At 62.9% G+C, this 23,874-nt stretch carries 22 protein-coding genes; 13 read left to right on the top strand and 9 right to left on the bottom strand.

The window, feature by feature from the left end:
- Positions 1–5: 5 nt before the first annotated feature.
- Positions 6–542 carry a DUF1998 domain-containing protein gene (locus tag ABRP28_RS00945; RefSeq protein ID WP_350003820.1) on the bottom strand — a complete coding sequence of 179 codons (537 nt, stop codon included), beginning with the start codon at positions 540–542 and terminating at the stop codon, positions 6–8.
- Between the two features lie 142 nt (positions 543–684).
- Between ABRP28_RS00945 and ABRP28_RS00950 the strand changes: the two genes are divergently transcribed.
- Both ABRP28_RS00950 and ABRP28_RS00955 read left to right on the top strand, forming a co-directional pair.
- On the top strand, positions 685–2,826 hold the full coding sequence (locus ABRP28_RS00950; RefSeq protein ID WP_374152904.1) for an AAA family ATPase: 2,142 nt from the start codon (positions 685–687) through the stop codon (positions 2,824–2,826).
- 80 nt (positions 2,827–2,906) lie between these two features.
- Entirely contained in the window at positions 2,907–3,104 is a 198-nt protein-coding gene (locus ABRP28_RS00955; RefSeq protein ID WP_350003818.1) for a hypothetical protein, read from the top strand.
- Positions 3,105–3,427: 323 nt separating this feature from the next.
- Here the strand turns inward: ABRP28_RS00955 and istB are convergent, their stop codons facing one another.
- The 3 genes from istB to ABRP28_RS00970 all read right to left on the bottom strand — a co-directional run bounded on the left by istB (position 3,428) and on the right by ABRP28_RS00970 (position 6,183).
- Positions 3,428–4,216, bottom strand: coding sequence for an IS21-like element helper ATPase IstB (gene istB, locus ABRP28_RS00960; protein ID WP_071416481.1), 789 nt, complete (start codon positions 4,214–4,216; stop codon positions 3,428–3,430).
- Entirely contained in the window at positions 4,216–5,433 is a 1,218-nt protein-coding gene (gene istA / locus ABRP28_RS00965) for an IS21 family transposase (protein ID WP_374152905.1), read from the bottom strand. The genes istB and istA overlap by 1 nt, the downstream gene beginning before the upstream one ends.
- Positions 5,434–5,526: 93 nt before the next feature.
- Positions 5,527–6,183 (bottom strand): helicase associated domain-containing protein, encoded by a 657-nt coding sequence (locus ABRP28_RS00970; protein WP_350006265.1) that lies wholly within the window; start codon positions 6,181–6,183, stop codon positions 5,527–5,529.
- 856 nt (positions 6,184–7,039) lie between these two features.
- Between ABRP28_RS00970 and ABRP28_RS00975 the strand changes: the two genes are divergently transcribed.
- Positions 7,040–8,290, top strand: a complete 1,251-nt coding sequence (locus ABRP28_RS00975; RefSeq protein WP_374152985.1) for an IS256 family transposase — start codon at positions 7,040–7,042, stop codon at positions 8,288–8,290.
- A gap of 182 nt (positions 8,291–8,472) precedes the next feature.
- A complete protein-coding gene (locus ABRP28_RS00980) occupies positions 8,473–8,724 on the top strand; it encodes a helix-turn-helix domain-containing protein (RefSeq protein WP_350004361.1) in 252 nt (83 codons plus the stop codon).
- Between the two features lie 763 nt (positions 8,725–9,487).
- On the opposite strand, the gene ABRP28_RS00985 is transcribed toward ABRP28_RS00980, so the two are convergent.
- The 4 genes from ABRP28_RS00985 to ABRP28_RS01000 form a co-directional block, all read right to left on the bottom strand.
- A complete protein-coding gene (locus ABRP28_RS00985) occupies positions 9,488–10,936 on the bottom strand; it encodes a hypothetical protein (RefSeq protein WP_350004360.1) in 1,449 nt (482 codons plus the stop codon).
- Positions 10,937–11,184: 248 nt separating this feature from the next.
- Positions 11,185–11,958 carry a DeoR/GlpR family DNA-binding transcription regulator gene (locus ABRP28_RS00990; RefSeq protein WP_350004359.1) on the bottom strand — a complete coding sequence of 258 codons (774 nt, stop codon included), beginning with the start codon at positions 11,956–11,958 and terminating at the stop codon, positions 11,185–11,187.
- A 70-nt stretch (positions 11,959–12,028) separates the two neighbouring features.
- Entirely contained in the window at positions 12,029–13,033 is a 1,005-nt protein-coding gene (gene pdxA, locus ABRP28_RS00995; RefSeq protein WP_350004358.1) for a 4-hydroxythreonine-4-phosphate dehydrogenase PdxA, read from the bottom strand.
- Positions 13,030–14,244, bottom strand: a complete 1,215-nt coding sequence (locus ABRP28_RS01000; protein WP_350004357.1) for a four-carbon acid sugar kinase family protein — start codon at positions 14,242–14,244, stop codon at positions 13,030–13,032. Before ABRP28_RS01000 ends, pdxA begins: the two co-directional genes overlap by 4 nt.
- A 161-nt stretch (positions 14,245–14,405) precedes the next feature.
- Here ABRP28_RS01000 and ABRP28_RS01005 point away from each other — a divergent pair, with 161 nt between their 5' ends.
- From ABRP28_RS01005 to ABRP28_RS01030, 6 genes are all read left to right on the top strand, one after another.
- Entirely contained in the window at positions 14,406–15,824 is a 1,419-nt protein-coding gene (locus ABRP28_RS01005) for an Nramp family divalent metal transporter (RefSeq protein WP_202884266.1), read from the top strand.
- Between the two features lie 33 nt (positions 15,825–15,857).
- The gene (locus tag ABRP28_RS01010) at positions 15,858–16,808 is read left to right on the top strand and encodes a phosphoglycerate dehydrogenase (protein WP_350004356.1); all 951 of its coding nucleotides are present in this window, start codon (positions 15,858–15,860) and stop codon (positions 16,806–16,808) included.
- A 69-nt stretch (positions 16,809–16,877) separates the two neighbouring features.
- Positions 16,878–17,855 carry an aldo/keto reductase gene (locus tag ABRP28_RS01015; RefSeq protein ID WP_350004355.1) on the top strand — a complete coding sequence of 326 codons (978 nt, stop codon included), beginning with the start codon at positions 16,878–16,880 and terminating at the stop codon, positions 17,853–17,855.
- 71 nt (positions 17,856–17,926) lie between these two features.
- Entirely contained in the window at positions 17,927–18,688 is a 762-nt protein-coding gene (locus tag ABRP28_RS01020) for an aldolase/citrate lyase family protein (protein WP_350004354.1), read from the top strand.
- A 110-nt stretch (positions 18,689–18,798) separates the two neighbouring features.
- A complete protein-coding gene (locus ABRP28_RS01025; protein WP_350004353.1) occupies positions 18,799–19,530 on the top strand; it encodes a DsbA family protein in 732 nt (243 codons plus the stop codon).
- A 20-nt stretch (positions 19,531–19,550) separates the two neighbouring features.
- Positions 19,551–20,051 carry an SRPBCC family protein gene (locus ABRP28_RS01030; protein ID WP_350004352.1) on the top strand — a complete coding sequence of 167 codons (501 nt, stop codon included), beginning with the start codon at positions 19,551–19,553 and terminating at the stop codon, positions 20,049–20,051.
- A 50-nt stretch (positions 20,052–20,101) separates the two neighbouring features.
- On the opposite strand, the gene ABRP28_RS01035 is transcribed toward ABRP28_RS01030, so the two are convergent.
- Complete coding sequence (locus ABRP28_RS01035; protein WP_374152906.1) at positions 20,102–21,373, bottom strand: right-handed parallel beta-helix repeat-containing protein; 1,272 nt, start codon at positions 21,371–21,373, stop codon at positions 20,102–20,104.
- A gap of 423 nt (positions 21,374–21,796) precedes the next feature.
- Between ABRP28_RS01035 and ABRP28_RS01040 the strand changes: the two genes are divergently transcribed.
- The 3 genes from ABRP28_RS01040 to ABRP28_RS01050 all read left to right on the top strand — a co-directional run bounded on the left by ABRP28_RS01040 (position 21,797) and on the right by ABRP28_RS01050 (position 23,803).
- Entirely contained in the window at positions 21,797–22,174 is a 378-nt protein-coding gene (locus tag ABRP28_RS01040) for a VOC family protein (protein ID WP_350004350.1), read from the top strand.
- A gap of 214 nt (positions 22,175–22,388) precedes the next feature.
- On the top strand, positions 22,389–23,474 hold the full coding sequence (locus ABRP28_RS01045; RefSeq protein ID WP_350004349.1) for a hypothetical protein: 1,086 nt from the start codon (positions 22,389–22,391) through the stop codon (positions 23,472–23,474).
- 98 nt (positions 23,475–23,572) lie between these two features.
- Positions 23,573–23,803: a hypothetical protein gene (locus tag ABRP28_RS01050; RefSeq protein WP_350004348.1), complete on the top strand. Its 231-nt coding sequence runs from the start codon at positions 23,573–23,575 to the stop codon at positions 23,801–23,803.
- Positions 23,804–23,874: the final 71 nt, after the last annotated feature.

Raw genomic sequence — 23,874 nt, forward strand, 5'->3', positions numbered from 1 at the left:
GCAGTTCACCCCTGGATGCTCGCCCGAGCATCCATCAGGACTGTGCGGAAGAAACCTGGCACGGACTCATCGCCCACAAGGAGCCTACGATCCAAGTAGATGTTGTTGCGCTCGCAGGAGGTTTCGGAGATGAGGGTGCATGCGTGGCAGGCGGCCAGGTTGAGGCTGTTCATACCTTGCCCCCGGCTCTCGGCGCACACCGGGTTGTTGGAGCACCGGTCTGCGTCCTCGACCGCTCCCAGGAGCAGCCGGGAGAAGTACCGTGCCTCGCCCAGACGGACAAGACCCCCGAGTGTGCCCTGGGCATCCCCGCTGCTGGTGTAGATCAACAAACCGCCTTGGGGGTCAGGGCCGTCGTTCGAGGCGTATATACGTTCGGACAGGGACGACGCGGAGTACCCGCTCTGGAACTCCAATCGCCGCATTAACAGGTGTGCAAGGGTGTGCAGGAGCAGGTAGGCTGTGAAGGAGTGAGGTGGGTTTCGACGGGCAACCTGAACCGCTGGTGTGCACTCGACTGGACAAAAGTCAGTGCTGACCATAAATCGGTGGTACTCACCCTTGCGCCCAGCGCCGCGCACACCGACGCGCTCAAATCGCTTTTGCAGACGCTCATCTCACATGGCGTGGACGAGGAGCTTGCGCAGCGAGCTGTAACTGCTTTCGAACAGGGGGCAACCCTAGATGACGTACTTTAAGCCCACCATCGATCGAGTGCGCATTGAAGCCTTCCGCGGTTTTCGCGATGCCCGTGAATTCGATCTGTCGGCGTCAGCAGTTATTGTCACTGGCCCGAACGGCACAGGAAAGACAAGCTTCTTCGATGCCTTGCAGTGGGTACTGCTCGGCAGAATCGAACGGCTTGAAGCTTTGCGCTCTCGGCGCAACGTGGAACATGTGGTGAATCAATACCGAATAGGGCGCAAGGCCTCGGTCGAGATGGATCTTAATTTACCGGCAGGGCAGGTGAGACTGCGACGAACGGGCGACCAAGGAGGAAGCACTCTTGAGCTCAGTCGATGGGGTGAACCGCCATTGTTTGGTGAGGAAGCAGAAGCAGAGCTCCGGCGCATTCTCTTGCCCAACAGCGAATTGTCCCTCAAATCGGCGTTGACGACTTCTGGGCTGATGCAGCAAGACGTACTCCGAAGCGTTTTGGAAGCCAAACCAAGTGAGCGGTATCGGCAGCTGAGCACAGTGCTCGGGCTCGGCGCGCTAGAGGATTTTGAAGAGGCCACAAGAATTGTCGCGAAGCAAGCGTCAGAGCGTGAGGGACAGGTTCGGAGCGAACAGATAAAATTATCTGTCGCATTGAAGCAAGCTCAGGACCGCCTGGAATCAGCACAAGCACGGTTGGCGAGCCGGCCCCAGATTGAAGCCGTACGCAATGAGGTGCTTGACAAGCTACGAGCCACGCCCCCTGGGATGGTTTTCAGCGACGCTAGCCTCAGCTTGGAATTGCCAGAACATGTTCGTGTCGCGGCGACGGCGTTCGGCCGTGCTATCGACTTAGTAGAGGCCGCTCATGAGCGCGTTGGCCATGCATTTCAATTGCGCGAAGGCTTGGAGGAGGCGCCAGACGCTGGGAGGATTAATGCTCTCCGCGAAGAGGTCGGGCGGGCCAAAGCAGCGAAAGATGCGGCCGAAGCGTTACGAAGCGCGGCGCAGTCTCAGCTGAACACAGCGCGTCTCACGGCTGCCGATGTAGCTAAGTTAGCTGCGCTTGCTATTCCGATGCTGTCGGAGAACTGCCCAGTCTGTCGTCAGCGCATCGACCGAGAGCACGTGGAGCGTGAGTTGATCCAGCGGGCGGGGGCAACTGGAATACTCCTCGAACTGGAAAATGAATTTGTGGAGCGCGCGAACGGCTTTAGTCAGGCTTCGACTGTAGTTTCCGAGGCTTCGGGTGCTCTTGCTGCAGCCGAGCAGCAAGAGGAGCGCTGGCGTTCGTCAAGCGCTGCAGACCGGGCAGCTGCCGCCGCCGTCGAGGCTCTGAACGCGGAAGTTTCTGTTGTGAAATTTGATCAATACACCCCCGACTTTTTTGGCTCGGTCGCCGGTGAAGCAGTGGAGTATTTTCGCGGGTCCCGACGGGTCCTGCATGACCTTTTAGAGACTCTTGACCGGCAAAGCGACCAAAGTGCGATAGAGCGCGCCGCTGCGGAGCGCTCCAGCTTGGATGCAGCTTTTTCCGCGGTCCTTAAGCGAGTCGCTTCGGAAGCTGCCCGCTCGCAAAAGTTGAGGCAACTATCCGACAAGACGCTTGAGGCCCGAGTTGAAGTAACCGAGGACCGCCTGCGGTCCATTCAACCGCTGGTGGCGGACATATTCCGCCGACTCGACCCGCATCCAGCCTTCAAAACTGTCGAATTTGAGCTGAACACGTACTACCGGAGGGGGACAACCAGCCCCCTAGTCATTGACCAGCTGGAAAACATTTCTGCAGAGCCGCTTCTGATCTTTTCTACCTCGCAGGCCAACATTGTCGCCCTGTCCTACTTCATAGCGATGAGCCTGTCGATGGAGGGCACCGGACTGCCATTCTTGATGCTTGATGACCCGGTTCAGTCGATGGATGATGTGAATGTGCTCGGTTTCGCTGACTTGTGTAGGCACCTTCGGGTACGTCGACAGCTTATTGTGTCTACTCATGAGCGGCGGCTCTCCGGCCTGCTCGAGCGGAAGCTTGCGCCGCGAGTCGAAGGATCACGAACGAAAATTATCAAGTTCACAGGATGGGATCGCAGCGGTCCTACGGTTGATGAGCGCGACGTGGATGGACAAATGCTTGAGAACCCAATTCGAGTGCTCGGCCGAGCCAGCTAAGCAGCCAGCTCACGAACCTGGGTTTGGCACCTGTTGACGAACCAATGGCGTCTCGAGCGACGCGTTACTTGTGAGATCCGATGCTTAGCGTACGAAGTACCAACTCCCGGTACACCAACGTGCGTGACGACATCTACCAGCATCAGGTGTGTAACTACGACTGGGGTGATGGATGGATCTTCACCGATCCGCGCATCAATCTGCTCCATGTCGACGACGCCGAGTTCCTGGAGTTGCTCGCCGGAATGTTTCTTTCAACTTCCGGGAGTCCACGGTAGGAGTGAAAGGGTGTATGGCTGCAGTATGGCGTGTCATGTAGCGGGTCGGCAGGGAAGTTAAGGTTCTTCCGAGCATACGCTGTCGAACTGGGAACGTTGTCCTGGATGTCCCTGCACCCACCGGTATTCTGGTCCTGAAGGCTCCGGGGTCTTCCACCAGCTGCTGGGAATACAAGTTCTGAGGAGCTTTTCTGAATCCCGCGTCGTCCTGCTAATCATCATGATGACGCGGGCTTCTTTGGGGCTATCTCGATTCCGCTTGTCAGCGATGGTCGAAAAGTGAGCCATTTCGCGGGCTGAAAAGTGAGCCACTTTGACGCTGGTTATTCTGCCGTATTTTCCGGTCTTGTCGAGGGCAGCGAATCGACCTGGGTGTGTTTGAGGCGGTAGCTGGAGCCTTTGAGGGTGATGACTTCGGCGTGGTGGACGATGCGGTCGATCATGGCCGAGGCGACGACCTGATCGCCGAAGACGTCTCCCCAGCGGGCGAAGGGCAGGTTCGAGGTCAGGATCAGCGAGGCGTGCTCGTAGCGTGATGAGACCAGTTGGAAGAACAGGTTCGCGGCGTCTTGTTCGAAAGGGATGTAGCCGACTTCGTCCACGATGATCAGTCCGTAGCGGCGCAGCTTGACCAGTTCCTGGGGCAGCCGTCCGTTCTGGTGGGCTGCTTGGAGCCGTGCGACCCAGTCGATGGCGGTGGCGAACAGGACCCGGTGACCGAGCTGGGTGGCCCGCAAGCCGAGCCCGGTGGCGAGGTGGGTTTTGCCGGTGCCGGGCGGCCCGAGCAGGACGATGTTGGACGCTTCGGTGAGGAACGCCCCGGTGGCCAGGTGCGCGATGGTGTCGCGTTTGAGGCCGGGCTGGTGATCGAAGTTGAAGTCTTCAAGTGATTTCCGGGCCGGGAACCCTGCGGCCCGGGCCCTGATCTCGGCGCCGGACGCTTCCCTGGCTGCGACTTCCCGGGACAGGACAGCGGCGAGGTACTCCTCATGGGTCCAGCCTCCTTCACGGGCCTGGTCCGCGAGCCGGGTTGCTGCTTCACGGATCCGTGGTGCTTTCATCGCCCGGGAGTAGTATTCGATCTGGCCGATGGTTTCCTTAGCGGCCGGCATCAGGCGACCTGCCCGTCATCGAGGACAACACCGAACGCCCGGTCGTAGTCCGCCAGGTCCCTCAGCCCGGTTGTTTCGCCCACCGGGTGCGGGGTTTGGAAGGCCTTCCGCAGTGCCCGTGCCGCCTCAACGTGGTCCGGGTCGGTGATCGTCAGGCCGGTGCTCCAGGACCGGGGGTGGGTCCCGACCGGTCTGCCGTCCAGGCTGATCGTGACAGTTTCGAGGTCGGCGGTGACATCGACGAACCGGCCGATGGCCTGCGGGTGGACGGAGTAGTCGTTAGATCCCATCCGGACGTAGTAGTCCCTCGGCAGCCGAACCCTTGAGGTGAAGCCGGTAACCGGTGGAACCGGTGGCAGCGCCAGCATGGCCGCTTTGTCCGCAGCGAGCAGGTCCGTCGGGCGTGAGCCAGTCCGCCTGACGAACCGGGCGTTGGCCTTCGGCAGCCACTGGTTGAGCTGGGTGTTGAAGTCCTCCGGTGAGGTGAAGACCCGGCCCGGCAGGAACGACGTTTCCAGGAACTGGTTGGCCCGCTCCACCACGCCCTTGCTCTCCGGATCGTAGGGCTTGACCTGCACGACCCTGGTCGCCAAGACCCCGGCGAATGCCGCGACTCCGGCGGCGTAGCTGTTCCGCCGGCCGATGCCGGTTTCGTTGTCCCAGATCAACCGCCGCGGAACCGCGCCCAGGGACCCGAGTAGCTCCCACATTCCGGCCAGCAGGTCCCCGGTCATGCGGGACGGGATCATCCTGGCCATGATGAACCGTGAATGCGAAGACACCATCACCAGGACCGGCAACACCCTGGCCTTGCCGGCACCGACAGGTATCCGGACCTCCGGGAACCACAGATCACACTGCGCCTGATCCCCGGGATCGTAAGAGATCCGGTCAGCAGGATCAGCCGGGGCATACTCGGGCCGGATCCTGGCAACGTTCTCCCGGAACCAGGCCGGGGACCCCGACCAGCCCACCCGTTCAGCCAACACCGTCGCCGGCATCCGCGGGTTCTCCAGCAGCAGCGCACGAATTGCCGGTTCCACAGCCTTGATCCCGGAGACCTGCGGCAACCGGACGTAAGTTGGCGGACTGTCAGCACTGACTGCCTTCGCAACCGTGTTCCTGGAGATCCCCAACCGCGCCGCTATCGACCTCATCGACTCACCCTCGGCCAGATGCAACCGCCGAATAAGCGCCCAATCCTCCACTGTGATCACCCACCCAATCGTTTGGAACGGGTGGCTCAGTTTTCAACCGTCACAATGGCTCACTTTTCGACCGTCACCGACACCGCTGGGGTGCCGCTGGCCTTAGGGCAGCGAGGCGCGTTGCCTGCGTCGTTTAGTGCGTCCTTGGCGCCAGCCAGGCATAGCCTTATCAAGTCGCTCTGCCTTGTCAGAGTCGAGTTGGCTGGCAGCTAGTTTGGTCCGTTGGTATTGGAGCCAGACGCCGAGGAGTCGTTCTTCTTCGGTGTCGGGGGATTTGTGCCGGGGCCAGTCGTTTCCGGCGGCCCAGTATTCTGTGAGGCTACGCATGCGAGCTTCCCACCGCGCCTCGTCCTTGGTTTGGCGAGTACGTTCCCATCCGGGTACCGCTTGCAAGCCTTCCCGATACTCGGCGGCAAGGGTGCCAGCGTTGTTGTCCTGTCGGCGCTGTCGGAGCCATGCCGCGAGTGCGCGCTCAGTAGGAGCGGCTGATTTCCGTGAAGGAAGTCTCTGCTCTGCTTCGTAAAGAGCGACTACAGCGGCGAGATTAGCCCGTCCGGCTTGGCCAACCCTTCGGGCGGGCTTTTGCGCCGCTTCGTGTTCTTCGAGCAGCCCCGGTTCGGCCACGCGGGCCAACCTTAGGTGGTAGCGAATGGTGGTAACGGGTGTGCGAACCACTTCAGCGATTTTGGTAGACGTTATGCCTCGCCTGTACATCTCTACCCATTCGGCGTAGGGGGCATGGCGGTGAGGTTGGCTCATTTTTATGATCGTGCCATACCCGCGGCTTCCGTCCTGTCTTTTGTCTCCACGGCAGCGGCAGTCAGGCCTTCGGTAGAATGGTTACGGGCTTGTCCACGACCAGCTCCTGCCCCCATCTGGTTGCGGCGTGAAAGCGAAGGACGTAGTTGCCTTCGGAGAGTCCCTCATAGATACTGGCCCAACCCGGTCCGCACACGCCTTGCACTTCCCGTTCTAGGACCCCTTTTTTGATCAAACCAATGGTGATCCAACAGTCGCTTCTGCCCGAGATCTCACCGAATTTGTCGGAAAGTCGCGTTCCGATGGCGAATTTGCAACAAGTGAGCTTCCAAATCGATGGGCCGACTTGACCCACATCATCGAAGTCCAAGTCGAGAACGAGCGGCGTGCTCGCGGACCTAACTTCGGGTACGCGTGGCGCAACAGCAGGACCCTGCTGAGTCTCGTGCTGTATCGGCGCTGTAGGTGTTATCGGGCTGGGTGAGTACGACGAGGTTGGTTCGGCGCTTCCGGTTGTCTCTGACGGGGTCTGACCAGGAGTTTCAAACGAATTAGTCGTACTTATCTTTGGCGCAGGCGCAGCTTCATGGCGTCCAGAAGGCAACTGTGTAAAGGCAACCGCAACTACTATGCCGAGCAAGGCCACCAGCACGCTAACTGCTGCCCAATGGACTGCTGCTCGACTCCAGTTCCTGTTGGGGCTGTTCGACCACTCTTTGTAACGCCGCCACCGGTCCATCCACTAATGTTCATTCACGTCTTTTGCCCGGGACTGTCTGAATAACGGTGTGTGGGATCCGGCCTGATCCGAAAGGAGACGGCCGTGTCAGAGCCCACGACCGAGATGACAGGGGTGATGATCGATCCTGTGACCGGAGAGATCATCGATCAGAAGGAGCTCGCGGAGCGGTTGCTCGCGCAGGCAAAGGAACAGGGCGTGAGCTTGGTAGGCCCCGGTGGGCTGCTGAACCAGCTCACGAGGAATGTGCTGGAGACCGCGCTGGAAGCGGAGCTGACCGAGCACCTCGGCCACGAGCATGGCCAGACACCGATCGCAGCCAACATGCGCAACGGCACCAGGACAAAAACCGTGCTGACCGAGATCGGTCCGGTCGAAATTGAGGTGCCCCGGGATCGGGACGGCTCGTTCGAGCCGGTGATCGTGCCCAAGCGGAAACGGCGGCTGGACGGGATCGATCAGATCGTGCTCTCGCTGTCTGCCCGGGGGCTGACCACCGGGGAAATCGCCGCGCACTTCGAGGAGGTCTACGGGGCCAAGGTCTCTAAAGACACCATCAGCCGCATCACGGAGAAAGTCACCGGGGAACTGGCCGAATGGTCGGCCCGTCCTTTGGATCCGGTCTATCCGGTGCTGTTCGTTGACGCGGTCGTGGTCAAGGTCCGTGACGGGCAGGTGCGCAACACCCCGTTCTACGTCGTCATGGGAGTCACCACAAGCGGGGAGCGGGAGATTCTGGGCATCTGGGTCGGCGACGGTGGCGAGGGTGCACGTTTCTGGCTGCAAGTATTCTCCGAGCTGAAGAACCGGGGCGTAGAGGATGTGCTGATCGCCGTCTGCGACGGGCTCAAGGGCCTGCCCGAGGCAATCACCACCACGTGGGAGCGAACAGTCGTGCAGCAGTGCATCGTGCACCTGATTCGCAACAGCTTCCGCTACGCCGGACGCCAGCACCGCGACGGCATCGTCAAGGCGCTCAAGCCTGTCTACACGGCCCCGTCCGAGCATGCGGCGAAGGACCGGTTCGCCGAGTTCACGGCCGAATGGGGCCAGCGATATCCGGCCATCGTGCGGCTTTGGGAATCCTCCTGGGCCGAGTTCGTGCCGTTCCTGGAGTACGACGTGGAGATCCGCCGGGTGATCTGCACGACGAACGCGATCGAGTCGATCAACGCGCGCTACCGAAGGGCAGTAAGGGCCCGCGGGCACTTTCCAAACGAGACCGCGGCCCTGAAATGCCTATACCTCGTCACCAGATCTCTTGATCCCACCGGCGGCGGTCGGGCACGCTGGGTGATGAGGTGGAAGCCTGCACTGAACGCGTTCGCGATCACCTTCGCTGGCCGGTTCGAAAGAACCACTCAATAATGAAAACCAGCCGGACTCCACACACCGTTTATCGGACAGTCCCTTTTGCCCTGGCAACAGGGCTGCGGCGTTTCGTTATTGTGTCATGTGCGCTCGACCTGCTCGACTTACCTTTGGCGCGTTCGAGCGCCACCTCTTATCAGTTGAACGTCCCGCGTTGGATGTCCGGTTAGGGTGGTGCGGTGACTGTTGATGATCGTGCGCCTAAGCGCCCGAGGTTCTTAACGATTGAGCAGGTAGCTGAGGAGCTGGCCGTTGGTGCGCCGACCGTCCGCCAGTTGTTAAAGACGGGGGAGTTGCGGGGGTTGCAGATCGGTGGCCGGGGGCTGTGGCGTGTAGCTGCCAAGGATCTTGAGGACTACATCGACCAGGCCTATCGGGTTACTGCTGAACGGATAGCAGCCGGCGAAGTGGCTGATGAGGAATCTGCGTAGCTAGGTAGTCTGCTTTCCACTAATGCCTCCGATTCGGGTAATGCCTACTCGGGCGCGGCAGTGCGCGGCGATCTTGACTGGTACTGCCGGCGAGGCGAGGACCTCTAGGAGACCGGGGCGCTCATCCCCAGCCTCCGCCGGCAAACAAAACTTGCAGCGCGTCCAAGGATGGATGCGATGAAGGATTGGGTTCATCCGGCAGTGAGACGGGGCACCGTTCTATTCACCACGCAAGCCATCGGATTTACGGCTGGTGTTGCCTACATCATTTTTCTTGCCCTACAAAAGCCTACGGTGGAGTGTTGGTGGTGGGCGGGCCTATGGGGTCCCCACACCTTGGCACAGTTGATACCCCCGGCTTTGACCTTGGGTCCCCACTTGGCTCGTTCGCGTTGGTGGGCTGAGCCGTAGCCTCGTGCTGTTGTGGAGTCCATCATTGGCCACCCTGCGATGAATGGGTAGAGCCCGCCACGTGGTACGTGGCGGGCTCTACTTGTAAGGTCTCGGAGCTTGATGCTCGAAGGGGTCACCTATCTACGGTGATGGTGACTACGCCTTAGAGCTTCGATGTCTTGACGTAGGTCCTCAATGACACTGTTGCGAATTTCCTCGAACTCCAGGTGAACATCGTCGTCCAATATGGATCCGGCACCCGACTGGATTTCGATGTCCGAGGCCGACGCGATGTCTTCACGTCGGGTCTCACCAATAACGAACTCTCTTCGACCATGAGAACGTGTTCCTGAGTGTTTGTGAGTCATGCTCATTCAGATCCTCCTTCCGTCTTGTTCACAGTAATGGTATCCCCTGACCTTTTCCTGTAGCCACGGAAAATCTTGATGGAGTATATAGCCATCCATGCCGTGGCGAGGTAGACGAGACTCCACGCAATGTTCCAAACGACGGGTGCAACAGGCACGGCAGCAAGCACCGCCATCGTGACTAGAATTCCGGCGCAGGAAAGCACGATGCGGCGAAGCGGCGCCAGTAGCCGCGTGACCAGTGTGTGCTCGGGTTTGCGGCTCATCCAAGACAAAAGGAGAGCTGGGGCGATCAGGATGATAGAGGCCGCAGGAGACGGAATGATCGCTTCCGGGCGGAGCAACTGCTTGTCGAAGCAACGCGCAGCTACAGTGGCAACGACAAGGCTGGCTGTGATGATGGCTGCCCACTTCGCAAATCTGTATATTCCTTCCCGTGATGGGACGGTGTACGCCCAGACCTCACCGTCATAGTCTGACCGCTTGGGGTTTAGTACTGCATGGGCGACTCGGCTGGCGGCCGGGAGGTCTATGCTTTTTTCCTGTTGCAGGACCATCTTGGTGTCGAATGCCATGAAGCTAAAAGACTCAATACAGAGGCCGCTTGGGACTTCAAGTTCCATGTGTTGGCTTTCAGCAAAACCAAAGTCAGGGAGCTTGTAATTGAACCGGATTTGAGTCTCTCTCTCCCTCGTATCAATCTCAGGCATGTCCTGGTCCAAGGAGTATTTCAACGTCGTGCGTGTACCGACGAAGTTGCTGTCGATCTCGACAAGAAATATGTAGTGGCGAACGAGCCGTCTTGCGAGGGCATCCACGATGATAAGGCGACGTATGTCACGTTCTGAAAAATTCTTGGTATCAAGAGCCTCGTACTTCCACGCTGTGTAAGCCGCATGGGCTGCGTGGGCGTCGGACGGTTCAGTTTCCACGATGTTTTCAAGTACCCGAATCTCGTCATCAGCACTGGCCGATTCTTTTCGAGGGAGGCTCTTTACCGCAGTCCGAAGCATGTTCAAGGCCAGGGTGGAGTTTTGGCGCCTTCCCAATACTGCCAGCCCCTTGGAATCCTGCTTGGCATCTAACCTCTGTATGGCACCCTTGCGCATCATCCCCAGCGGGACGACGATCCTGTTTTCTGAAGCGGCCTCAATTTTGTACGCTTCCGGCATCGTGATGTCAACGGAAACGAAGCGCCGGGTGCTTCCTTCCAAATCGAGCCGCAGGGCGTCCACGCGACGATGCACCCATGTACGGGAATTTATTAAAAGGAGCAGTAAGTTAAGGGCGGCCAACTCGTCGAGCTCAGAAGACTTTCCCCAGCGTCCTAAACGCTGATTGACACGTGACATACGCACGTTGCCAGCGCCATGAGATTGTCCGCCCTTAACCCGCAGCGCCCGGCTAAATGGAACAAGAAGATCGCGATACCCCATGGAATAGGGTTCCATACGAAATGGTTGATTGGGAATGACATATGCGTGTCGCGTAGAAACCAAAAGCCCCGGAGTGGGGGTGTACTGGCCCCCACTTTTGAAAGCGGTAGCGGCACCATTCCTCCGATGGCCTCAGCACCTCCGAGTTTTATTACCAGTGACGTCGCGGTTGTTATTGCTTCGAATAAAAACCCTGTACGCAGTGCAGTCGTGCGAGAATCCCTCGCCTCCAGGGTGCGTGAGCATCGAGACTTTCCCGTGGCTTAACCACCGAGCGCGGCCACCTCAACCTGGACCCCCGCGTCCCGGAACTTTTGCACCTGCTCCGGCTCGGCGCCGTCGTCCGTCACTAAAGTCCAGGGAAGAGCGAGCCGCGCCCACGCGTGGAACGGCCGGAGCCCGAGCTTAGAGGAATCAGCCAGGACATAGACCTCCCGGCCACGCCGGGCCATGAGCTCCTTGAGCCGGGTCTGGGCGTGGTCGGCTTCGCAGATGCCGTCCTCGGCGGTGACGGCGTCGGCACCTAGGAACACCCGGTCAAAGCTCATCCGCTCCAGCGCGGCCTCGGCCAGCGGTCCCACAAAACTCTGCGACAGGCTCCGCAGTCGGCCGCCCAGGCAGTCCACCTCGATGCCCTCGGAGTCGGCCAGTTCCTGCATGGTGTTGATGCCCGGCGTGGTCACGGACAGCTTCTCGAAGCCGCGCAGTTCGTGGGCCAGGGCACCCACAGTGGAGCCGGCGTCGAGCAGGATGTTCTCCCCGGGCCGGATCACGGACGCCGCCCAGCGGGCGATGGCGTGCTTCTGCTCGAACGCCTCGCCGGTGCGCTGGCGCAGCGACGCCTCCGGGTGCGCGCCCAGAGCCATGGCCCCGCCGTACGTGCGGGCCAGCCGGCCCTGCCCGTTCAGCAGCGCCAGGTCGCGGCGGATGGTGGAGGCCGTCACCTCGAACCGGGCGGAGAGTTCCTCCACGGAGGCGAGGCCGGTGGTCACGGCAAGGTGGTAGATCTCCTCGCGCCGCGCGTTTGCGCTGAGCATTCCCGGTCTCCTTCCCGTGGCAGTGGTAACCATGCTAGTTCCGGCCCCCGCCCAGTCCCCGCAGCAACGCCTACACGGCCACGGCCGGCCGGGTGGCCATCTCCGCCGCCTGGTGCAGCGCCTCCACCATGGACCGCGAATCGGCGATCGCCTTGCCGGCGATGTCGAACGCGGTGCCGTGGTCCACGGACGTGCGGATCACCGGCAGGCCCACCGTGATGTTCACGCCGGCCTCGATGCCCAGCACCTTCACCGGCCCGTGCCCCTGGTCGTGGTACATGGCCACCACCAGATCGTAATCGCCCCGGCCGGCCAGGAAAAACAGCGTGTCCGCCGGCAGCGGGCCCACCGCGTTGATCCCGGCAGCCTGCGCGGCCTTCACGCCGGGTTCGATCTTCTCCGCTTCCTCGCCCTGGCCGAACAGGCCGTTCTCGCCGGCATGCGGGTTGATAGCGCAGACACCGATCTTCGGGTTCGGGATGCCCGCCCGGACCAGCGCCTCGTGGCCGCGGCGGATGGTGCGCTCCACCAGGTCCGGGTTGATCTTGCGGATGGCATCCATCAGCCCGATGTGCGTGGTCACGTGGATCACCCGGATCTTGGGCGTGGAAAGCATCATGGACACTTCCTCCGTGCCCGTCAGGTGTGCCAGCAGCTCGGTGTGCCCGGGAAAGATGTGCCCGGCGGCATGCAGCGCCTCCTTGTTTAGTGGCGCGGTGCAGATGGCCTGCACCTTTCCGGCCATCGCCAGCTCACTGGCCACCCGGATGTACTCGTACGCGGCATGCCCGGCCACGGGGGAGAGCTGGCCCCACGGCAGGTCCTCCGGCAGCAGCGCCAGGTCGATCACGTTCACCCGGCCCGGCGTGAACACCGCATCCTCCACGTCTTCGATGCTCTGGATGTCCGCGTGGATGCCCAGGACGTCCGCGGCCTGGCGCAGGCGCAGCGCGTCGCCGATCACCACGGGCCGGCACTCGGCCAGGATGCCCTGGTCCAGGACTGCAGGCACAATGACTTCCGGTCCAATGCCGGCGCCGTCACCCATAGTGACGGCGATGTAAGAAGTGCTCATAGTGAGACCTTTCCAGAGTTGGCGGCTTCTAGGGCCTGCATGGTTGAAAGAATTTTCGTAAGGCTGTGACGGTCACCGAAACTGCCAGGGCGCGTGGCCACCAAGCGTCCACCGTCGGTAACGCTGACGACGGCGCCGGGATGGGCCTGGGACATGGGGTGCAGTGTGCGGATTCCCAGGGCGTCCAAAACTGCCCGAGCTGTTTCCCCGCCGCTGAGCACAAGGTGCCGGCCTGCCTGGGTCCGCCGGGCCAGCTCAGCCAGTGATCGAACGATCTCTCCGGAGCGCGATGGGTCGACGTGACCTTCCACCACAACGGCGGTGGTCCCGTCAGCCCCCGGGTCAAAGGCCGGGATGTTTTCGGGATGGACGCGGTGGACCGTCACTCCCATCAGCTCCAGCTCAGCCAGCTGGGCCTTCGCCGACGGGCTGGCGGTCCCCAGGATGAACATCACAGGGGACTGCTTGATCTGCGCAGGTGCTGTTTGGGGAACGTCCGACGGCGTGGGGCGGCTTCGTCGCATTGCTGCGGCCAGTCCCGAGGCACCTGCGAGGACGATGCCCTGGCCAAGCGCCGCCGTCGCAATGAGGTCCAGGTCATCTTGTGTTGCGGCGTCGCACACGGCGAGGCGGCCCTCGGCGGCGAGGCCGGCAAGGACATCCGCCAGATCTCTTCCACGCACCGTGGGCAGGGGTACGACGGCGGGTGACGCGTTGGCCAGGTGGCCGGCCATTGAGCGGCCCGGGCCCGTGGGCTCCGCCTGCCACAGGGCAGTCTGATGCAGCGGGGTGCCGTCAATTTCCAGGACGCCGTTGCGGACGGTGCGGCCAAGGTGGGGGAGCGCGGGGCAGAAAGCCACCGGGCCAGCTTCCATTGCTGCCGCGAGCTCGGCCTCCACGTTCCCCCGCAGGAGGGAATCGAACTTGAGGAACACGTCGCGTCCGGCAGGCCGTTCAGCCAGCAGCACACGCATCCGGGCTGCAGCCTCAGGTGCAGTGAGATGCCGGTTTCCGGAATCCACCACGAAGATATCGGCCGGGCCCGGAAGGGCAGTCAACGCTCCACCGTGCAGGGAACCAGCGGAGAGCAGCTCCAGCAATACCGGAGCGCCGGCCTGCGCGTTCTGCGCAACATCATCGCCCAACACTGCCAGGACGGCAGCTGCTTCCGCCGCTCCGGACAGATCGTCGGCGATGACATACGTGGACAAAAGGGACTCCTAGGACTTCGGTTGCATAAATCACGCTATAGAACTTGCGCGAATCGCGCAAGTGTGGAAATGTGAGCGGCGCTACAGGTCTACTGGCTCACCGCAGTCGTTCAGATTTGGGCTTCCAAGCTGTTCCACATCCATAGTCGAAGGAGACTGCTGTGACCACGCAACTGACAACAGCGGAACAAGACCCCGCCAAGCTGGCGGACCCCTACAAGCTCCGTCCCGAGGACGCGGTGGCCGCACCCACAACGTTCCGCGGACGCTTCCGCTACCTTGGCCCTGGCCTGATCCTGTCCGCCGCTGTTGTCGGTTCCGGCGAGCTCATCACCACCACCGCGCTGGGAGCCCAGGCAGGGTTCGTCCTTCTCTGGCTGGTCATCGTCTCAACGGCGGTTAAGGTGTGGGTTCAGATGGAACTCGCGCAGTGGTCGATCCTCACCGGCAAGACCGCCCTTGAAGGCTACAGCCAGGTAGGCCCCAAGACCCGTCGGGGCAGCTGGATAAACTTCCTCTGGATCCTGATGGACTTCGCCAAGATCCTGCAGCGTGGCGGCATCATCGGCGGCGCCGTGGCCTGTATTTCCATCATGTTCCCCGTGATGAGCGGTCCGCTGGAGACGCCGTCCCTGACTTTCTGGACCGTCATCGTCATGGCCTCCGTTATCGCCATGATGGTCAGCGGCAAGTACTCCGTGGTTGAACGTGCAGCCTTCGTCTCCGTCGTCGTCTTCACCATCGTCACGGTGGCGCTGGCGCTTGGCCTGCCGCTCACCGACTTCGGCTACGACGGCGGCGACCTCGCCACCGGCCTGAGCTTTGCCCTGCCCGCCGGAGCCATCGGGTTCGCCATCGCCATGTTCGGCCTGACCGGCGTCGGCTCCGACGAGATGACCACCTACACCTACTGGTGCCTCGAAAAGGGCTACGCCCGCTGGACCGGGCCCCAGGACGGCACCGCCGAACGCGCGGAACGCGCAGAGGGCTGGATCAAGGTCATGCGCCTCGATGCCCTGGTCTCCTGGGTCATCTGCACCCTCTGCACGCTGTCCTTCTACATCATCGGCGCCGCCGTCCTGCACCCCCAGAACCTCGTCCCCAAGGGCAACGAAATGATCGTCACCCTTTCCCGCATGTATACGGACACCATGGGCGGCTGGGCCCACTGGGTGTTCCTGATTGGCGCCTTCGCCGTCCTCTACTCCACGCTGGTTGCCTCGACCGCGTCGGTGCCGCGCCTCTGGACCAACACCCTGGGCATCCTGGGCGTCTTCGATTGGAAGGACGTAGCCAAGCGCAAGCGCATCATCTCCGTCCTCACCGTGGTCATGCCCATCATCTGGGCCGCCAGTTTCCTGGCCATCAAGTCCCCGGTCATCATGGTGCAGATCGGCGGTGTTGCCTCCGGCATCTTCCTGGTGGCCGTGGTCATCGCGGTCTGGCACCTGCGCCGGCAGGTGGACCGCCGCTTCCGGGCCAGCAACTTCTGGACTGTAGCGTTGGTTTTCAGCAGCCTCTCGGTCCTCTTCATCGGCGTCTACTCCATCCTCACCGTCTTCGGCGTGGAAATCGGATAGTCACCACCCACCAGAGTTTGGAGTTCGTCTTCCGTGGAAATCCTCATCACCACCCCCAGCTTCGGCCAGCAGTCCAGGGCACCTTGGCAGGCCCTGGAGGATCACGGCTTCTCCGTGCGCCGTCCGGTTAAGCCGCACCCGCTCTCCGCAGCCGACCTCGCGGAGGAGATCGGGAACGCTGATGCCCTCATCGTGGGCCTAGACGCCGTGGACGCGTCCGTCTTCGCGGCGGCACCCAACCTGAGGGTTGTTGCCAAGCATGGTGTGGGGGTGGACAACATCGACTGTGCCGCTGCTGCCGCGGCCGGCGTCCGGGTGGTGAACGCGCCGGGCTCCAACTCCGGTGCCGTCGCCGACCTGACGTTTGGCCTGATGCTCGCCCTGGCCCGCCAGATCATCCCGGCCCACCTCTCCACCCAGGCCGGGGGCTGGAACCGTTTCACCGGCGTCGAACTGACCGGCCGCACCCTTGGCCTGGTGGGCTTTGGCCGGATCGGTCAGGCGGTGGCCCGCAGGGCACGCGCCTTTGATATGAAGGTGGTGGCCTACGATCCCTACCTGCCCGCTGAGGTCTTTCCCTCGCTGGATACAGTCCAGACGAGCCTGGAGAACTGCATCGCCTCAGCAGATTTCCTCAGCCTGCACATGCCCGGAACCCCAGGTGATCCGCCGCTGCTGGACGCCGCCGCGCTCTCCACCATGAAGCAGGGCGCCTTCCTCATCAATGCGGCCCGCGGGGGACTGGTCGACGAGGATGCGCTCGCCGAACGCCTTCACGCAGGCCAACTCGGCGGCGCGGCACTGGACGCCTTCAGCGTGGAGCCGCTCTTGCAGGGCAGCGCCATCCGGACCGCACCGAACGTCATCCTCACCCCCCACATCGGCGCCTTCACGGACCAGGCAAACGCCACCATGGGCGTCATGGTGGTGGAGGACGTGGCGCGGGTGCTCCGCAACGAAGAACCCGCTAATTCCGTTGCCTGACCGGCGCGGCCACAACCTATTGAGCAAGGGCCGAGCAACGGCGCCCATACTGATGGAGGAATAACACTGATGCAGGGAACAAACGTGACGGGCCTGGATCTTCCCGTTTCACAACTAGCGCTGGGAACCATGACGTTCGGCGATACCGCCTCCGAAGAGGTGGCTGCGGACATGCTGGCAGCAGCGCTCGACGCCGGCATCACCGTGGTGGATACTGCCAACGGATACGCCGGGGGAGCCAGCGAGGAAATCCTTGCCAAGCTCCTGCCGGGACACCGCGGCAACGTCATTCTCGCCTCCAAAGCCGGGATGCCGCACCCCGACGCCGGCGACAACTCACCGCTGTCCGCCGACGGGCTCCGCCGCTCGGTTGAAGGCAGCCTGCGCCGCCTGGCGACAGACCGGCTGGACCTCTTCTACCTCCACCAGCCGGACCGGAAGGCGCCGCTCACGGAGACGCTCGACGCCGTCGGGCAGCTCATCAGCGACGGCAAGGTCCGCGCCTGGGGCGTGTCCAACTACGCCGCGTGGCAGATCAGTGAGCTGAACGCGGCGGCAGACGCCGCCGTCGTACCCCGCCCGGTGGTGGCCCAGCAGCTGTACAACCTGCTGGCCACACGGATCGAGGACGAGTACATGGAATTCGCCCAGCACACCGGGCTGCTGACCATGGTCTACAACCCCCTGGGCGGTGGCCTGCTGACCGGGAAGCACTCCTTTACCGAGTCGCCCACGGAAGGCCGGTTCGGCAACTCCCGGCTCGCCGAGATGTACAAGCAGCGCTATTGGGACCCCCGGCTTTTCGAGGCCGTCCGGCAGCTCGCCGAGATCGCAAGCGGTGCCGAACTGCCGCTGCCGGAACTGTCCTTCCGCTGGCTGCTGAGCAAGCCGGGCGTCGGGTCCATCCTGCTGGGCGGTTCCAAAGTCGAGCAGCTGCAGGCCAACATCGCCGCCGCTGCCAAGGGCCCGCTGCCCGAGGACGTCGTGGCGGCGTGCGACGCGGTGGCTGCCGTAACCCGAGGCCCGATGCCCAACTACAACCGCTAGCCTCACCGAATAAGACCAACTGATCAGCGGGATTGTCCTCCCGCCTTGCCTGAACTGAAGAGGAATATTCCATGAGTGCCGCATCGTTTGCCGCAAAAGCCCGAGCCAATGAGCCCGTCGTCGGATACTGGGTGGTCCTTGACTCGCCGGTGTCCACCGAGCGCGTGGCGCGGCTGGGCTATGACTACGTGGCGCTGGATGCGCAGCACGGCCTCATGGGGTATTCCGGCTGGCTGCACGGACTGATGGCGATCGACGCCGCAGGGGCTGCTGGCATTGTCCGCGTCCCGTCAAACAATGCTGCGTTCATCGGGCAGGCGCTGGATGCGGGCGCGGCGGGGGTCATTGTGCCGCTGGTCAACAACGCCGAGGAGGCAGCCGCCGCTGTCCAGGCTGTTCGGTACCCTCCCCACGGCATGCGGTCCTACGGTCCCATGCGATCCGCACTTCGCATTGGCCCTAAGCCTGCCGAAGCGGACGCCACCGTGCTGTGCCTTGCCATGATCGAGACGCCCGAAGGTTTGGCCAACGTCAAGGAGATCTGTGCCGTGCCCGGGATCGACGGCGTATACATCGGGCCGTCCGATCTGTGCCTGGCCGTGGGCGGCAAGTTCCCGAATGACCCCGACGTGGCCGAGGAGTTCAACGCCGCGCTGGTCACTATCCGGGAGGCTGCCCAGGACGCGGGAGTCATTGCTGCGATCCATACGGCGAGCGGTGAGATTGCGGCCCAGCGCATCGCCGAGGGGTTCACGTTTGTCACGGTGGCCTCCGACCTCACGCACCTGGAAATCGCTGCCGCGAACCACCTGTCCACCGCCCGCGGCGAGTAACCCCCGACGCTCTATCATTCGCTGCGGCTTTTCCCGTGACGCTCTCGCAGCCTCTCTGGGCCGTACTTGTTGATTAGGCGCAGGTCACTAACAGGTGCAAGGGTGGACGCGTGAATGCCGACATCAACTTCTATTTCGACCCGGTCTGCCCTTTCGCCTGGATGACAAGCAAGTGGGTGCGGCAGGTGCAGGCCCAGCGCGAGTACACCGTGGACTGGCGGTTCATTTCGTTGCGTCTGATCAACGCCGAGGTTGACTATGACGCGCATTTTCCGCCTGAGTACGAGGCCGGACACACGGCCGGGCTCCGGCTTCTGCGGGTGGCGGCCCGGGCACGTGCGGAGCATGGCCGCGAGTCGATCGCCCGGCTGTACGAGGCGTTCGGGACCCACATCTTCGAAGCTGCCCCGGACACGGCCAGCAGCGAGGGCGAAGTGCGTGAGCGGCGGGGAACGCGGGGGTTTGTGGAGCCGATCCTCACCCAGGCCGGCTTGCCCCTGGCGCTCGCGGACGCACTCGACGACGACTCCTGGGACCGCGAGATCCGGCAGGAAACGGATGAGGCGCTGGGGCTAACAGGCAAGGATGTGGGCACGCCCATCATCCACTTTGAGCCGCCCGCCGGAGTTGCCTTCTTCGGGCCGGTCATCAGCCGGCTGCCGGACGACCAGTCGGCCGCCGAGCTGTGGGACCACGTGGTGGGGCTGGCACGGTTCCCCGGTTTCGCGGAGCTCAAGCGAAGCCTACGGGAGCAGCCGCAGCTTCCTGCCTTCGGCGTCGACGCAGACACCGTCGGCCAGCAGGAGGACTGGCACGGCGGCAGCCGGCGTCAGAAGAAATGAGCCTCAGTAAGGATGGATACATGAACCAGAGCAGCGTCCGCCAATACCAGGAGTCCATCACGGTCCAGGCATCAGCCGAGACGCTCTACGACTTGGTCTCCGACATCACCCGCACCGGTGAGTGGAGCCCGATCTGCACGCGGTGCTGGTGGGACGACGAGGACAGCGCCGGCCAACCCGGTGCCTGGTTCACCGGGCGCAATGAGCTGCCCCAGCGGACCTGGGAGACCCGGTCCCAGGTGGTGGCTGCCGAGCGCGGCCGCGAGTTCGCCTGGGTGGTGGGCGGCAAATTTGTCCGCTGGGGCTTCACCCTGGCCCCGGCAGACGGCGGGACCACGCTCACCGAGTCGTGGGAATTCCTGCCGGACGGAATAGCCATGTTCGAGGAGAAGTTCGGCGAAGGGGCAACAACCCAGATCGCCGACCGCACCCAGCAGGCGCTTGACGGCATTCCGAAAACGCTCGCCGCGATCAAACGAATCGCCGAATCCATCGATGCACATGAGCAGGCCCCGTCCTAAGACGGGAACCGCTGCATCATCGAGAGACGCCCGGCAGGGGCCCGATGGCCTTACCCCTGTCCATTGCCGGTACGGGAACGCCATGCGTCGAGCTGCTCGATGGTTTCGGGATGCTGATAGGCAATCTTCTGCCCGCCGTCCAGCAAGATGGTGTTGCTGTGGGTCCTGATGCCCTCCGGGATCTGCCGCCCGGCGCCGCTGGAGCGCACGAAGTTGTCCTTGGCGCCCACAAAACTGTTCCGGGCGATCTCAATGTCGCAGGGCAGCTCCACGTCATAGGTCAGCAGGTGCGTGCCCATGCCGGCCTGGTCCGGCCGGATATTGGCAGCCCAGGAGAAGCCGGCATCGCGGCAGTTGTTGTCCGTAAACGAGCACCGGATGTGTCCCGTACCTGCAGCCGGTGTTCCCCGGGACCAGACCTCCAGGCTCTGGTTGCAGTTCTCAATGGTGTTGCCCACGAACCTGCAGTCCGTCCACGCAACGTTGGATCCCTCGGCACTGCCCTGCATGGTGGTGCCCGTGTCATACGTCTGCCGGATCGTGTTGCCCTGGACCAGCACGTTCGCGCAGCCAATCCAGATTTCCACGCCGTTCCCGTACCGGGTGGTCTTTGATACCCGCGAACCGCCGATTTCCTCGATCAGGCAGTCCGTGATCTGCGCATTCTGGGTCCCGTAAATTCCTACGCCGTGGGCACCGTGGCCAAGGATGTGCAGGTCCGAGGCGTTGGTGTTGGAGGCGGGACGGAAACCCTGCTGCTTCACGGCTATCTCCACCCCGGCACCCGGGGATGCGCCCAGCCTCACGTACACGTGGGTATCGTCGCTGTAAAAATCCCAGTCCTGCGCCAGGTCAGCCAGGTTCCACCGCTTCCAGCCGTGCATGGTGCCGCCGGCCTTCAGGAATCCGACGTCGGTTGAGGTTCCGGCCGTGTTGCCGGTGAACTCCCCGGATCCGGCCGTCAGGTCCAGCTTCCAGACGTTGGGGCTGTGCAGCGCCCAGGCGTCCGTGCTCACCTTGTAGCCGTTGATCTGCGGCAGCGCTCCACTGCCGTAGGAGCCGAGGGTAAAAGCACCCGTTGTCCCTTTCAGTACGGGAACCTTAAGGGAGCCCCAAAACACGTCGCCGCGCCGCAACAAGACTGCGTCGCCGCGCCCCACTTCGCCGGTGTCAAGCGCCGCCCGGACCCTTCCAAGCGTCTGCCAAGGTGCTGCCTTGGTGCCCGGGTTGGCATCGTCCCCGCCGCTGCTGATGAAGCGGGTGTTCGCGTAGGCAGGGGAGGGAACAACCGCCGCGGCCGGGGGAGTAAGCGCGCTGGGCACCCCGGCCGTTACTGCCGCAGCCCCAATCCACTCCAAGAACCGCCGGCGCCCCAGCATCATGATGTCTCACCGGCCAGGGACTCGGCACGGCGGCAGCTGAAAGGGCGGGGGAGGGGTTTTGAAAAAGGCACCAAAAGATTTTACAGGTCCTGGACTGCATTGGCTGAATGGCCGCTACCCGCGCGTTAACGGAGGGTAATGCCACCCTGGTATTTGGCACACGTACATGTGACTGCGTTCGAGGCGCACTCATCCCTAAAAGTAGGCGTGACCCGTTGACAGGCAAAGTTGCGCAGGACTGGCAGGTGATACCGATCCGGGGGAGTGTCCACTGCGAAACGCCCGACGCCTCGCCTCGGCGCATGTCTTGGACAAGCAATAAATACCGGACAGTCCGGTCATGGTCTTCGTACACTGGGGTTCATGGTCTCCCGTATCAGCGAACTGGTCATCAACTGTGCCGATCCGGAACTCCTGGCAGGGTTCTGGAGCCAGGTGCTCGGATATGTCGAGCTCGACCGGGAGGACGGTGCCATCGAGATCGGCCCGCCGGACGCCGGGTTCGGCGGCCTGCAGCCCACCATCATCCTGAGCCCGAGCAGCAACCCGCGGACCGGACGCCTCCCCCTGCACATTGACGTCAACCCGGTGGACCGGGACCAGGACGCCGAGCTGGAACGCCTGCTTGCCCTGGGGGCCCGCCCCGCCGACGTCGGGCAGACCGGCAGCGAGCAGTGGCACGTCCTGGCCGACCCTGAGGGCAACGAGTTCTGCCTCCTGCGCAAGCGGCTTGACCCCTGACAGGCTACGGAAGCGGCTGCCTCTCGCCGGCGGCAACCGCACCATCAACGGGGACGTAGCTCCGCCGTCGCCGCTCCAGCCGCAGCTGTTGGGCCGGTCAAGGGATCACGCTCCCTTGACAGCCCATCCAGGCCTAAGGAACATCAGAGGTGCCGGTGCGCCTGGTTGTCCCTCGCGGGATGACCTGCGGGCCGGCTTCCTGGAGGGTTATCGGATGCAGCCAGCACTCCCGCGGCACAGATCCCTCCGGAGCGTGGCCGCAGCCGCTGCAACCCTCCTGGCCGTCTCTGTTGCGGGTTGCACTTTCACCCCGCAACCTACTCCGCAGCCGCCGGACCAGCCGTCCCCAACTGTTTCGTCCCCGGCAGCCACCCCTACGGCAGCCCTGCCACCGCCGCATGGCAAGCCTGTCTTTCCCCTCCGTGATGTCCAGATCGCTGCAGTGGGCGACATGAACGGCGTGCGGACCTATGCTCCTGAGAGCCCGTCCGGCCGGAACGCTGCGGCGATCACGCGGCTGGTGCAAAACAACGAGATCGACGCGTTCCTGGGGATCGGAGATTTCCAGTACGACGCCGCGTACTGCGAGGACTATGTGAAGTACTGGACGAGGCTCTGGGCCGGCACTTTGCCCAAGCTGTACTGGATATCGGCCCCCAACCATGACTGGAAGCCCGGCCGCAATGAGGACCTCGACGATTTCATGAACGGCCAGTGCCCGGGGTCCTCCGCCAAGGCTGCAATCAACCATGAACGCGGGTTCATCGAAAACGGGCAGCCCTACTCGAGGGACTTTGGGAACTGGCATTTCGCGTTCCTGTCCTCCGCGCACTGGCGGTACAACCCGGCGCGGGCCCAGGCGCTGACCACCTGGCTGGACCGGGACCTTGCTGCCGCCAAGGCTGCTGGCAAGCACCTGGCGGTGGTGCATCACGAGCCCTACTTCACGTCCAGCACGGAAACGCATGAGCGGAACATGGACCACAAACCGTGGATCGACGTGATGTGGAAGCACGGTGTCCGCCTGACCCTGTCCGGGTCGCAGCACAACTACGAACGTTCCTGCCCGGTGAACAACGCTGACCAGTGCGTCAGCGACGGGATGACGTCGTTCCAGGTTTCCACGGGAGGCGTCGGCCTCCGCCCCTTCACCAGCAGCCCGCCGTACATCGTCAAGCGCTTCAGCGACACCCACGGGTTCCTCCGACTGACTCTGCGGGTGGACGGGTCCTTCGACTGGAACTTCGTGCCGACGTCGGGAGCCAGCACGGACGCGGGAACGCGCTCCGCAGCGCAGTAATACAGAGAGTACGACGGCGGTGCTGCCGCCGGCTTCGTGCGGGCGGTGACTTTGTGCGGGCGGTGACGCCAGTCCTGCCGGCATGGGACACTTCGGCCATGGGCATCGAACAGTGGTGGACGAAACTGCAGCCATCGACGCGGCAGTGGCTGATCAACAACAACGGCGATCAGGTTCCGGCGGCAATAGTGGCCGAGATTGCGGAGGCAGGCGGACCGGCCAGCGACGACTCCTGGTGGGCCGGCCAGGATGAAACCCCGGGGCACTACTTCCCGGACGACGCCATCGACTGGGTCGAGGACACCGCGAACGACGAGGAGTCCGGCTAGGGTCAGGGCCCATTTCCGGGACCAATGGCACGTCCCGGCCGGCACAGTGTCCCTCAAACTGAAGAAGCCAA

It is taken from the genome of Pseudarthrobacter sp. WHRI 8279 (assembly GCF_040224115.2).
In the GTDB taxonomy this organism is placed as follows: domain Bacteria; phylum Actinomycetota; class Actinomycetes; order Actinomycetales; family Micrococcaceae; genus Arthrobacter.